Genomic DNA, 12,282 nt, shown 5'->3' on the forward strand with positions numbered 1-12,282 from the left:
AGAAAAGAAGAAATCCAAACCGATCAGCAGGAGCAAAAAGTAGCTTAAATTATACCGAAATCTGTCCAAACATTGGGGAGTAGCTCACTCTGACGCAAAGAAAAGTAGCGTAGTAATACCTGTTGAAGGCAGAACGTGCGTATGAATCGGCATCTGCGGCGGAGTTTGGAACAAGCTTTAAAGCCTCGACTTGTAGATGATGGGCTACGTTGTGCATAAAAGAACCATACAAATTTTTTGAGGCAAATAAAGTAGCTTAGCTGACCAATCAAGCGACTGAACCTGTGTTTCTGCACCAAGTTAGGATAGCGACCGAAGGGTATTTGCCATTGTTCTTTTTGTGCTCAAGCCCATCCAAGCAGCCGGTGCTGAACCGACGTTCATGAGGGGGTTAACAACGGCTACCCTGCCGTGAATGGCTGCATTTGGCTGTTTGCGACTTGTTGCACGAGCGAGACCGCTGTGCAGATGAAGGTCCGGTAAGGGCTCTGACCGCCATTCGGTGCGAACCGCAGAGAATGGCGGCGGCGAGCGCAGTGCGACTAATGCTGCGGCCCGCGCGAATGGCCGATTTTATCCGATTTGGTTCACTGGTAGCCCAGGATCAGTTTCAGCGACGCTTGCCCGGCGAGATGCCCATGCCCACCAAGCGGATAAACGAGAATAATTGCGGAGGGCTGCCTCCCCCTCAGGAGCCTGAACGAAGCACGCCATCATCGGCGCAAGATGACAATCAGCGAGCGTGAAGGTCTGTCTATTGAGGACAAGCGCTTCTGTTGCGAGTGCCTCAAGTGCTTTAAGAACGGTGCGAGATGCCGCTAACCCAATTTCTATCTCGGCTTCGTCACTTTCTTCTCCGATCGAGGGGCTGAAAACTCGATGGGCAAAGACCTGACGGACCATCGGGCGATAGCCGTAGCTGTCAACGATAGAGACAATTTGTGCCGAACGAGCAAGGCTTTCGACTTCAAGGGGAACTAGCCGAGGTCCGTCGAACGCCGCGTCAATGTAACGACCGATAGCCGCAGTCTCATAAATATCGAATGTGCCGTGGCTCAAAACTGGAACGCGGCCAAACGGTTGCCGCCGCATGTAGTGTTCGGGAACATCTTCCACAAATGGGTCGATTTCCTCAGTTTTGTAGGAAACGCCTTTCTCGTGTAGAACTATCCGCGCAATGCGGTTGTAAACACTGAATCGGTAGCCTCGGAGTACGACAGGTTTGTTCATGTTCAAGAGGCTATCGCCCATGTGGAATCATGGGAAGGGGTACTCTAGGCAATCGATAGGCGTCTGATTGAGAAGCGGGCCATGAGATCAACAGACCCGAGATCAACGTTGTCGGCGCTGCCGCCGTCTGAGCTCAAAAGAGCCCTGCTGCATTGCCGCAGGTCCAGTTTGAGCACATTCCACCGACTGCCAGGGGTGGGTAGCCATCGGTAGTGACAACCTACAGCAATCGTTCTGAAATCAGTTTCCCGCGTTTGCCTTGTCGCGGTTCCACCAACGATTGGGATTGGAATTGTGCGGGTCGTAGCTGGCGCGGCTGGCCCAACAATCCTTGATGAAAATCAAAGGCTCTTCGTAATGATGCACATCGCGTATCGCATCCAGAACGCGCCCAAGCGTTTCGGGGTTCTGCTCGACCGAAATAACGACAAGGACGCTTGGGAAAGTTTGAACCTTATTGGCGGCTCCCAGATGCACGGCACTGGTTGAGTTTTCTTCCGGCAAGTAAGTCTCGCTGCCGATAGCGCTGACAAATGCATTGCGCTTGTACCGGCCATAGATCAGTGGATCGACCTCCATCACGTTGTCGATGATCTTGTCCGCATCTTCAGGTGTCGCCTGAATCTCGATCTGCCATACGCGTTCCACTGTGCCTGTTCGTGTCTTGAGTTTGCTGATGTCCATGCCTTGCATTTTCCTTGTCCGTTATCTTCTTTATGCTATGGCCTCTCGGGCCTGATGATGAACGCCAGTCACAACCTGAAGCCGAATTGTGCGGCGGTGATATACGTGTCGCCACGAAGATCGTTTGTGCGATCAAACCAAGCATTGAGCGAGCCTCCTTCGGCGACAGTAGGCTTGAGCTGATTATTGCGGAAACGAATTATATTGCTAAACGTGATGAGGTATGGAAATCTTACTTCATGAAGCGTGATCTCGAAATCGACCTGCTGCGATCCTTCGTCGCCGTCGCCGCACATCGAAACTTCACGCATGCTGCTCAGGCCATTGGGCGTACACAGTCAGCTGTCAGCCTTCAGATCAAACGGCTTGAAGCCATCGTGGAGAAACGCCTCTTTGAGCGGAGCCGTCAGTCCGTGTCGATCACACAGACCGGCGAAGCGCTGCTGGTCTATGCAAATCGCATTCTGGCCGCGAACGATGCTGCGCTGTCACATCTGCAACGCCCCGAGGCGGAAGGATTAATCAGGATCGGCGCGCCTGATGACTACGCGACTTTCCTGCTGCCTCCGATTCTGTCCGCTCTGGCGAAAGCGCATCCCCGATTGCAGTTCGAGGTGACATGCGACAATGCCTGCGATCTGCTGCCTTTATTGACGAAGGGACATCTGGATGTGGTCGTTGCGACGCATCGTCCAGATGCGGTCGCTGGACAGGTCGCGAGGCATGAACCGCTACATTGGGTTGCCTCGCCCGATTTCATTGATGATCAAGAGCAAGCTCTTTCGCTCGTTCTGTTTCCTTCTGGTTGTGTGTGCAGGGAAATCGCCTTGGACGTATTGCAGCGCATCGACCGCCGATGGCGCGTTGCATATTCCACGCGAAGCATAGGGTTGATCGAGAAAGCCCTTCTTGACGGATCGTCGGTTTCCGTGATGGAGGCCTCTGTCATACCACCTGTTCTCAGGATCATTGACGGACAGGCAGGTTTGCCCTCGCTGCACGAAGTAGTAATATCCGTTCATCAATCGAACACTTGCGAAGCGCACGTGGCACTCGCGGCCGACTTTCTGGTAGAAAAACTGGGAAGGGCTCCTCTGCGAGCCGTTTCATGACACGGGCCTGACAGCAGCGCTGAATTGAGACCGGACATTGGAATCTCCGGCCTGTGTGGCAGCTTCGTCCGCATCTCACCTGTTCAAACAACGCGCAGCGAATGGTCACTGCATTGTGTGTTCTCCTAGTGTTCTTCACAACCCCCATCTGTGCACGTTCGGGGCGGTTGGGCCATATCAATGAGGTCAAGCATGAGGTGATCGGCAAAGTCATGCAGGAGAATGGCGCGCGTGGTGGCGTCAGTAATTATTATGTGTCCCGCGCAGTTCACAACAATCAGAACCCATTCTCTGACGTGCTGCCCAAACTGGCTCCGAAATACGACGCCGAGCTGCAGGCCGGATGGAAACAATGAAGCCGGGCGACTACAAGCCGACTGACGCCGACAAGGCCATTGCCCGCGCGACCGCCTTCTTGCCGTCGACCTATGCGAAGCAGGGCAAAGATGTGGCGCAGGCTATGGTGCGCGCCGCGGCCACGGCCGCCCTGCCGAAGGCCGAAGAGATCCGCAAGGAGCGTAAGACCCTGATCGCTGATCTGGCCAAATGGGGCGCGCTTGGCGAAGAGAAACAGAAAGCTGTCAGCGAACGTCTCTACCGCGCCTTCACGCACAAGGAGATCGAGCAGCTGGCCGACCCGAAATCAGCACTGTCCCGCAGTCTGCCTGTTCTCTCGCAGCAACCGCAGTCTTTCCGGGCCGGTCTGCTCGAGCTGTTCCGTGCCGGCACCAGCGTCTCCCTGCCGTGGGGCAAACGCCATGATGAGTTGTCGAAAGATATCTCGCGCGGTGTCGATCGCGATCGCGGGTATGAGATGGATTGATCCCGAATGGCATTTCGTTGAAACAAGTTGCTCGAATTAGAAAGGGAATCGCGATGGGTGTTGGCGAAGCAGCTTTGTTCAAGGCAACAAGTTTTGATGGAAGAATTTCTGTTGGGGATTTGAACGAGCCCATTACCTTCGTGGCTCATGCTGGTAATGATCACCGCCTTGTTGTCGATCCGCTTAATGTAGCTGGATCTACCTATGTGGCTTTGAGCAAGGCCAGGGGCGAACCCGGCGGGCACGGGGAATCCATTCATCTGACCGGAACGGCCAGCGACGGGACCAGATTTTATTCCGAGCACATGGAAGTTCGAGGCTCGAGATCTGGCACGGATGGTCACCAAGTTCAGCTTACGACTGGCGAGGCGTCTATCACACTGCCTCGGGAAGCGACGGTCGGTGACGATGAATTGGGATTGCGTTTATCGTTGCGTGGATTCCAGAGCTTTCGGCCTAATCCGGTAAATGCGCAGCTTGGCCGAGTCACAGTTCAAGGTGCACACAAAAACGTAGCACCCGACGATGTGAGCGGCACCATCGTCATTCAAAACAACGACGGTCAACCTGGCGAACACTGGCGTGAACAAGCGCTATCCCTTGCGAAATTCATCTGGAGCGGACTTCAGTTTGGACATGGAGGGCGGCTGCACGTGCCATTGATCGAGGAGTTTCGATCAGACGAGGTAGTTGCAACATTCTACAGCGGATCTGGCCGTCCTGCCCACCTGTCATCCATCCATTTTCTGGACCAGTCCGAATTCATTGCTGCGCTTGTTGCACGATTTGAAAGTGATGACTCTTTCCCAGATGATGTCTGGCAGGCGGTTGGCTGGCTGAACAGCGATACCACGATCGACGAAATACGCTACCTGACGCTCATGACCGCAATTGAAACGGTTCTGGACAGCCTTGTTCCGGACGCCCCCTCGACTTTGATCCCGAAGGAAAAGTTCAAACCGATCCGGGAAGCTCTCATTCAAACCTTGGGCGAATTCGACCTCAGCGACGAAGAAAAAAGTGTCTTCGAAGGCAGTATCAAAGGGATCAACCGAGCGCCAATATCTCGAAAACTCAAAGCTTTGATAGAAAAGTACGGTCTCTCACCCAGCGACTTTGATGACGACATGATCCGGCGGCTGAACAAGCAACGCAATTCGATTACCCATCGAGGTAAAGCACTGGACGGTGAAAACCTATGGGACAGCATCTTGTATGCTCGCGAACTGATCGCACTGATCGTTTTTGCCGAGCTGCGCTACAAAGGGAGCTACCAAAGGTACGCCGGGGGTCATGAGCACCGAAGGCTATCGTAGGTGACGTGTGTGCCTTTGCCCCAATTATCGCGATCATATATATCAAAAAGCGAAAACCCGCGAGGACCGGTTAAGGCTGTCGCGGGCATCTGGAAATTGAAGACCTAACTTTGCCTTCGATTGCCCTTTATATAGGGTGGCTCACGGGCACATGTCAAGTAAAACGGTCTAGACCCAATAAGGACCGCGCGGAGCAGTAAGTCATTGGTCACAAATATTATCTCACAAGAACGCCTTACCAAATACCTCAAGGCCGCCGGGTTCGATCAAACTCGGGCGCTTGCACTCTATGGATGGAACATTCAGTTGAGTGAATCCTTCTTTCCAGTCTTGAGCGCTTCGGAGGTCTGTTTGCGCAACATTGTCTCTCGACGTCTCATTGCACTTTACGGCCAGAACTGGTGGGATGACGCCGCTTTTCTCACGCAAATCAAGGCTGGTGGTAAGCGGATCGTGCTCACAGCACGTGAAAAACTTATTAAACGGGGCACTCTCTCTTCCGGTGGCATGACTGCTGAACTCAACTTTGGCTTCTGGGTCAACATGCTCCTACCTCGCATGAGCCAGTATTCTGGTCGAACCTGCACTCGGAGTTTTCCGATCTTCCGGCGGCCGTGACCTACGACCGGCTATACAGGAGATGCGACGAAGTCCGGGAATTCCGAAACCGTGTCTTTCACCATGAGCCAATCATGCACATGAACATCACCAAAGAGTATAGCCAAATCGTGGAGCTAATCGGTTGGCTCAGCCAGGACAAAGCGACTTGGATCAAACCGTACTCGCGAGTGATGGCGGTTGCTCGCCAGAAGCCATAACCGCGCTGTCCCGCTATAACAGGCTTGCGTTACAGCTCTTTGGCGCCAACTCTTTCACAGTTCGATGACCTTATATCTCTGAACTCCTCGATGCCGAACTTGATCCCGGTCAATCGCAACGCACGAAGTCTATTGAGCTGCTATCCTCTGACTAACCTTCGAAACTTTTGTCGCTTTGCGAACCACGAACGGGCCCATTGCCAACACATCGATGCCGGTCGAAAAAAAGCAACGAAGCGCATCCGTTGGCGACTCAACAATCGGCTCGCCCATAACATTGAAGCTTGTGTTCAATAGGACGGGGTGGCCGGATATCTCGCCAAACGCCGAAATCAAGCGGTGGTATTCCGGCGCAACTTCGGAATCTACTGTTTGGAGCCGAGCTGACCCATCCACATGAACAATTGCTGGGATGTGTGCCTGCATTTCACCCCGCACGGGTGCAACTTTCAGCATGTAGGGAACGTCAACGTCGATATCAAAGTATTCTTGTGCTCTTTCTTGGATTACCGAAGGTGCGAATGGTCGGAAAGGTTCTCGATGCTTAACCTCAGCATTGATTTTTTGTTTCATGTCCGCTTTCGTCGGATCAGCCAGAATGCTGCGTGCACCAAGTGCGCGAGGGCCAAACTCCATTCGACCCTGAAACCAACCGACAATCATTCCATCATGTAGCGCGCTTGCAGTCTCGCCGTAGACATCGTCCGATTTTTGATACGGTACCTTTGCCGATCGCAAAGTCGCTTCAATTTCTTCTTCAGAATAGATACGCCCCAGATATGGCGTATTGTGTATTATTTTTTTCTCTGATTTTAGTATTTTAGAATGTACATAGGCAGCAGCGCCTATACTGGTGCCATTGTCCCCAGCGCCCGGCATCAAGAAGATATCTTCGAAAATACCTTCCCGGATAATCCTGCCGTTTACAACGCTATTGAGAGCCACACCACCAGCATAAACTAGATGCTTTTCATCTGTACGGCGTCGAAGCTTGCGGGCAATCTTTAAGATAGTGTCTTCAAGAACAGACTGGAATGCGGCTGCAACATCGGTGTGATGTTGTCGGATGTCTTGGCCCGGCATACGTGGCGGTCCAAACTTCTCAACAAACTCTTCGTTGAACAGGCATCGCCCAAGAGATGGGAAGTCAAACCATTTGAGGTCAAGTTTAACGCTCAGGTCGTCTTCTACTCCAACCATGGAGGCAACAACGTCATAAAACCGAGAAGGATCTCCACACGGAGCCAGCCCCATGGTTTTTCCTTCATCATAGTTTGGTTGGAATCCGCAAAACTGAGTAGCTACAGAATAAAAGACTCCGAGTGAGTGGGGAAAATAACTCTCCCCATACGCCATGACATCGCTTTTGTGAGCTTTACCTACCCACGTTGTCGACCATTCCCCCCAACCGTCAATCGATAGCAATGCTGCCCGTTCCCACGGTGATACGAAGTAGGTCCCCACCGCATGAGCCAGATGATGATCGATGAAATGGACTTTGGGGCGATGTACTGAACCTTCTGGCCAGGTATCGTTGTACCAATCCCAGAACGTCAGATTGCGCTGCTTCAGGCGTTCAAACTCGTAGTCAAGAAAATTACCTTTGCGTTCTTGCAGTGCCGAAGCATAGGCCAATTTCGAGTGATCCGCTTTTCCCGGGTTTATCGACACTGCAACATGATGAATCTCATCTGGTGATGTACTGGTTTGCTCCAGAGTTTCGTTGATCGACAGAGTCGGAAAGCTCTGAGTGTGCTTGGCTCGAGAGAGCCGCTCCTCTTCAACCGCAAAAGCTATCTCCCCATCCTTTATCAGACATGCCGATGAATCATGAAAAATGTAGTTTAAGCCAAGGATGTTCATTGCGCAGCCTCCAATGAACTATTTGAAAGTGTCGCGCGCCTTACAAATTCACTATAGAATTCAAAGCCTTCCTCGGAACACGTAAGGTTCTGGTAGCCACTTTGCCGCTTGTCTTGCTTTGATTGAGCTTGCTCTAGATACTTCAGAAATTCTTTGTTCAGATTGATGTTGAATTGCTTGTAGATGCGCGTAGTCGTCCGCTGAACATCAGTCGTAAAGTCACGAAAAGATACGAGTATAGCCTTGCGGCGCAGCCGATATTCACTCCAAAAATCGACAAACTGACGGCATTGATCGCGCCTAAAGGCTGTATTCATTTGGTTCCAGCCAGTTCGGTGAGTTGGATCAACCCCATGTTTGACGTGCGTGCATGTCACAGACATCGTCAGATAGGAATTGAGCATTGGCTGCGGCTCACGACAAATCATCAAGAGCCGGGCGTCGGGCAACCTGTCGATTACAGCACGACAAAACTCAACTGACTCGTTTTCTTTAGCGAGAAAGATCTCGTCGTTGCCGCGATAAAAGTACACCTTTCTAATTACGCGCAAAAAAGTGGAGATCATTTTGTCTTTGTCAGCGTCTGCAAGACCATCAAAACGAGAGATGCGATCCAAGACTGGTTTGAAAGGGAACCTACGAAAAACGAAGTAGTGGTGAAAAAAACGTTCTTCCAGGAAAATGCCAAATTCCTCGTAGTTCCCTAGGACATGTGCATGGATTTTCTTGCAGGTGTTCCCTAGCTCGGTATTTGGCCAATAGCTTCGGTTTTCCAACCACGGTCGAAGTCCCAACCTGTCCACAAAAAGCCAAAAAGTTATGTAGGGATATCGCCACTCCAGATGCTTGACGCTCAAGAAGCTATCTTTGTCCTCCGACAACGTCCGCAACAAGAACGTCGTTCCGCTTCGAGGTTGTGAAACAATGAATATTGGTTCCCGGATTTTTTGATCATGATAAGTCGCAAAAAATAGTTCATCTGCGACCCAGAACAAAGCCCATATTGGCAGGAGTACGACCTCCTTAAGCAAAAACAACAGCATACTTGTTCTTTGCCGGATTGTGATGTCTGGCGCGATCAAGGTTGCGATAACCACCACTCTAAATGACGTCCAATTTGGAAACGGGAGGACAATCGCTGAGAAAAAATACGTTGCAAATAAAACAAAGAAGATCATTGACGACCTCTCAAAATAAGTTCCATGACATGGGTAGCGTTCGCGCTAGAGATGAGGAGCCCGAAATGACGCAACCCCCTATTGCAGAAATTCATGCTCAGATTGACTGGCGTGCGCTACGAATCATTCTTGAAGTTGCACGCTCCCAATCGCTGAAAAGCGCAGCCGCCAACCTGGGAATGACCGAAAGCACAGTTTCCAGATACGTGAGTTCGGTTGAGGGCCGCCTCAGCCTCGACCTGTTTGAACGAACCCCGAAGGGAATGATGCTGACGAGTTCAGGAGAAAACCTTTTTCAGCGCTTGCAGCAGGCTGAGTTCGAAGTTGAGGCGGGTTTAGAAACTGCACTGGGCACTCAGGCTATGCCTGCAGGAACAGTACGTCTAACTACTGTGCCCCTTATCGCCAATCGGCTGTTGACGCGCCACGTACATAAACTACTGAACGAAAATCCTAAATTGAAACTGGAATTGGTCGGCCTACCAGCAGATCTGAGCATGATGAGCCGAGAAGCAGACTTAGCAATAAGGTTGTCTCGACCTGTGACGGAAATGGATGTTCTGACGCGAAAAATCGGCTCAATCGAATACGGGGTGTATGCCGCAAGTCCGGAGCTGTTTCCTGGAAATGATGCAAGTGCTTTGCCTTGGTTGTCCTACGAAGCTGACATGAGCCAACTTCCTAACGCCGCGTGGATCAGCAACTACTCTGAAATGTCTGGAGAAGCCGTTAGTAACATCAGCTTTAATGACGCTGAAGGCTTGGTAGGTGCGGTGATTGCTGGCCTGGGCAAAACGCTACTTCCCAAAATCGTTGCGGCTACCATTTCTGAGGTCACCGAGCTGAATGGGTATCGAGATTTACCTGAGCGCGAACTTTGGCTCCTGACGCACCCCAACCTCGTCAAAACGCGGCGTGTGCAGGTCGTGACAGCATGGCTGAAGCAAGTATTCTCTCAGGTATAGATGGCCACCAATCCAAGCCTCAGGCTCCGGGGCAGCAACATTTGCAATCCCCACTTTCGATTCTTGGTGTTTTAAGAACCGATGCCACCGCCGTACCCTTGAAGGAAAGGGAGATGCGAGATGCGGTTCATCGTTCAGTTCACAGACAACGAAGAATTTGCCCACAAGCGACAGGAATACATGCAAGATCACTTGGCGTTTCTGGGGCAGAACAAAGAAACAGTTCTCAGCGCGGGCCCATTGTTTGATCTGGATTCAGGTGATGGAGCTGGTGGTCTGTGGATTGTCGAGGCAGAGAGCGAGGCCGTAGTCCAATCTTTGGTTGAAGAAGACCCCTTTTACCCGACGGGCTTACGACAAGATATCAGGATACTGCAGTGGAAAGTTGTCTTTGAAAGTGGCGAGGCTCAACTATGAAGACTGACTTGAGCAGGAATAATCCGTTTTCAACATATCAATCAAACTTCGCGGCAAATTTCACTTTTGGCCCAGAGTTCGACGATTGGGTGTGTGAAACGATGTTACCAATTCTACGTGGGGAACAAAGAGACGGCAGGCAGCAGTCTCTCGTCGACGTTGGAGCCGGGCCGTGTTATTGGGCTATGCTTTTTCTGGAACGAAGTCCTAGTATCACGATAACTGCAATTGATCCGTCACCCGATCTTATTGAGGTACAAGCACTACAAGTCGCGAACCGAAACCCAAACGCCGCCAGTCGGTTGTCCAGAAAATGCCAATCCGCCCAGGAGTTTGCCAAGAAATCTAATGACGCTGGCGGACCGGCACTATTTGACTGTATCTACTTCATGCAATCCGCCCATTATGTGGGGCATGACGAATTCAACCAAGTCTTCGGACAGTTGGCTTCATCGCTACACCCAGGAGGCAGAATTGTAATCCAGGCAAGGAACATGACGCCTGATTGGTATCCTTGGGCATTTCCGGATGAATGGTTACCGGCAGTCGAAAATGAGTTGCATGCGACCGACATGTTTTATCGTGCTGATCGCTATGCACAGGCGTTTGAAGCAATGGGGGACACCTTTTCAAAGGTTGAAGTCACTGAAGCCGTCACGAACGTAGCAGTGCCTGCAGACGACTATTGGCAAAGGCTGGAAGATCGTTGGATCCCTACGTTTATGAGTGAACGGATAATCAACTCTTCGATGCATCGCTTAGGGATTGACGGCATGAAATCGCGCTTCAAAGCCGAAGGGCGCGAAAGTGTCTGCTGGACAGAAAAATACGCCGTGGTCAGTGCTCATGTCTAGTTCTGCCGCAGAATTGCCTGGGCGCCAGGACAATGTTCTGCTCGGTTCAATCTACATTTGCATCTCTGCAGCAATGTTCGCAGCGGCCGGCGCGGCCGTAAAGCTTGCACTGCAAGACATTTCGCCAGTGCAACTGGTTTTTTGGCGCAATCTACTGAGCATGCTGATATTCGGAGGCTTTCTGTTAGCCTTTCGCCCGTCTGCCTTTAGAAATCTAAAGAGCGGGCGGGTCGGACTGCATCTACTCAGGTCCACACTGTCTCTTGCAGTATTGTATTGCTATTTTTATGCAGTATCGCAGATTGAGCTCGCTACCGCTGTGTTACTGCTTTCTACCAGCCCGGTGTTTGTGCCGATCTTGGCATTAGCGTTCCTGCGACGAATTTCTGCGGCTACCGTATGGTTGGGAGTGCTAGTGGCATTCTTTGGTGTCGCTCTCGTCGTCGATCCCACGCTTCAATATAGTTTTGATCTCAAAAACTACTTCGGGATGGGAGCCGGATTGATGTCCGGATTGTTGGGTGGTGCCGCGACTGTTGTGATATGGAAAATGTCGGACACAGAGTCACCAGATCGCCAGATGGTCTACTTCACAATAGTCAGTTTTGCTCTTTCCATCCCACTTTGCTTGCTCAATTGGCAAACACCTCAACCAGAAACGTTCCTGCCAATTATCGCCCTTGGGTTTGCCACAACGTTTGCTCAATACTACCTGTCTAAAGGTTGCGAAGTAGCACCCGCAGACAAGATCAACACGTGGAACTACTTGTCGATCGTGATTGCGGCTCTGGCAGCGTATGTCGGCTGGAATGAGAAGTTAACAATGCCGACTATTATCGGCATGCTGTTCGTAGTGATCGGCGCGCGAATTGCCAGCAAAACATTCAAAAGGTAATTGCCTGGCTGGACCGAAGGTGCGAAATCGGACATCGCTCTTTAAACTTCGAGTATTTTGTAAACAGTTTTGACGACGGAGTGTTGATATCAAACGGGAAATTCGTCATCACGACAATGATCTTCAG

13 protein-coding genes are annotated in these 12,282 nt (G+C 51.3%); 9 read left to right on the plus strand and 4 right to left on the minus strand.

Annotation, left to right across the window (positions count from 1 at the left end):
• Nucleotides 1-573: 573 nt before the first annotated feature.
• Together ACR0AD_RS19975 and ACR0AD_RS19980 are read right to left on the minus strand one after the other, a co-directional pair.
• The gene (locus tag ACR0AD_RS19975) at nucleotides 574-1,251 is read right to left on the minus strand and encodes a glutathione S-transferase family protein (RefSeq protein WP_480489263.1); all 678 of its coding nucleotides are present in this window, start codon (nucleotides 1,249-1,251) and stop codon (nucleotides 574-576) included.
• A 219-nt stretch (nucleotides 1,252-1,470) separates the two neighbouring features.
• On the minus strand, nucleotides 1,471-1,914 hold the full coding sequence (locus tag ACR0AD_RS19980; protein ID WP_480489265.1) for a hypothetical protein: 444 nt from the start codon (nucleotides 1,912-1,914) through the stop codon (nucleotides 1,471-1,473).
• Nucleotides 1,915-1,928: 14 nt separating this feature from the next.
• On the opposite strand from ACR0AD_RS19980, the gene ACR0AD_RS19985 reads away from it, so the two are divergent.
• From ACR0AD_RS19985 to ACR0AD_RS20005, 5 genes are all read left to right on the plus strand, one after another.
• Entirely contained in the window at nucleotides 1,929-3,026 is a 1,098-nt protein-coding gene (locus ACR0AD_RS19985; RefSeq protein WP_480489267.1) for a LysR substrate-binding domain-containing protein, read from the plus strand.
• 101 nt (nucleotides 3,027-3,127) lie between these two features.
• Nucleotides 3,128-3,382 (plus strand): hypothetical protein, encoded by a 255-nt coding sequence (locus ACR0AD_RS19990; protein WP_480489269.1) that lies wholly within the window; start codon nucleotides 3,128-3,130, stop codon nucleotides 3,380-3,382.
• On the plus strand, nucleotides 3,379-3,849 hold the full coding sequence (locus tag ACR0AD_RS19995; protein ID WP_480489271.1) for a hypothetical protein: 471 nt from the start codon (nucleotides 3,379-3,381) through the stop codon (nucleotides 3,847-3,849). The genes ACR0AD_RS19990 and ACR0AD_RS19995 overlap by 4 nt, the downstream gene beginning before the upstream one ends.
• A complete protein-coding gene (locus ACR0AD_RS20000) occupies nucleotides 3,846-5,165 on the plus strand; it encodes a HEPN domain-containing protein (protein WP_480489273.1) in 1,320 nt (439 codons plus the stop codon). The genes ACR0AD_RS19995 and ACR0AD_RS20000 overlap by 4 nt, the downstream gene beginning before the upstream one ends.
• Before the next feature lie 204 nt (nucleotides 5,166-5,369).
• On the plus strand, nucleotides 5,370-5,783 hold the full coding sequence (locus tag ACR0AD_RS20005) for a hypothetical protein (protein ID WP_480489275.1): 414 nt from the start codon (nucleotides 5,370-5,372) through the stop codon (nucleotides 5,781-5,783).
• Nucleotides 5,784-6,112: 329 nt separating this feature from the next.
• On the opposite strand, the gene ACR0AD_RS20010 is transcribed toward ACR0AD_RS20005, so the two are convergent.
• Entirely contained in the window at nucleotides 6,113-7,846 is a 1,734-nt protein-coding gene (locus tag ACR0AD_RS20010; RefSeq protein ID WP_480489277.1) for a carbamoyltransferase family protein, read from the minus strand.
• Complete coding sequence (locus tag ACR0AD_RS20015) at nucleotides 7,843-9,024, minus strand: sulfotransferase (RefSeq protein ID WP_480489279.1); 1,182 nt, start codon at nucleotides 9,022-9,024, stop codon at nucleotides 7,843-7,845. Before ACR0AD_RS20015 ends, ACR0AD_RS20010 begins: the two co-directional genes overlap by 4 nt.
• A 65-nt stretch (nucleotides 9,025-9,089) precedes the next feature.
• Between ACR0AD_RS20015 and ACR0AD_RS20020 the strand changes: the two genes are divergently transcribed.
• The 4 genes from ACR0AD_RS20020 to ACR0AD_RS20035 all read left to right on the plus strand — a co-directional run bounded on the left by ACR0AD_RS20020 (nucleotide 9,090) and on the right by ACR0AD_RS20035 (nucleotide 12,155).
• On the plus strand, nucleotides 9,090-9,989 hold the full coding sequence (locus ACR0AD_RS20020) for a LysR family transcriptional regulator (RefSeq protein WP_480489281.1): 900 nt from the start codon (nucleotides 9,090-9,092) through the stop codon (nucleotides 9,987-9,989).
• A gap of 120 nt (nucleotides 9,990-10,109) precedes the next feature.
• Complete coding sequence (locus ACR0AD_RS20025) at nucleotides 10,110-10,406, plus strand: YciI family protein (protein WP_480489282.1); 297 nt, start codon at nucleotides 10,110-10,112, stop codon at nucleotides 10,404-10,406.
• Nucleotides 10,403-11,260 carry a class I SAM-dependent methyltransferase gene (locus tag ACR0AD_RS20030; protein ID WP_480489284.1) on the plus strand — a complete coding sequence of 286 codons (858 nt, stop codon included), beginning with the start codon at nucleotides 10,403-10,405 and terminating at the stop codon, nucleotides 11,258-11,260. Before ACR0AD_RS20025 ends, ACR0AD_RS20030 begins: the two co-directional genes overlap by 4 nt.
• Nucleotides 11,214-12,155, plus strand: coding sequence for a DMT family transporter (locus tag ACR0AD_RS20035; RefSeq protein WP_480489286.1), 942 nt, complete (start codon nucleotides 11,214-11,216; stop codon nucleotides 12,153-12,155). The genes ACR0AD_RS20030 and ACR0AD_RS20035 overlap by 47 nt, the downstream gene beginning before the upstream one ends.
• Nucleotides 12,156-12,282: the final 127 nt, after the last annotated feature.

The sequence above is a fragment of the Ruegeria sp. BH8 genome (assembly GCF_056538065.1).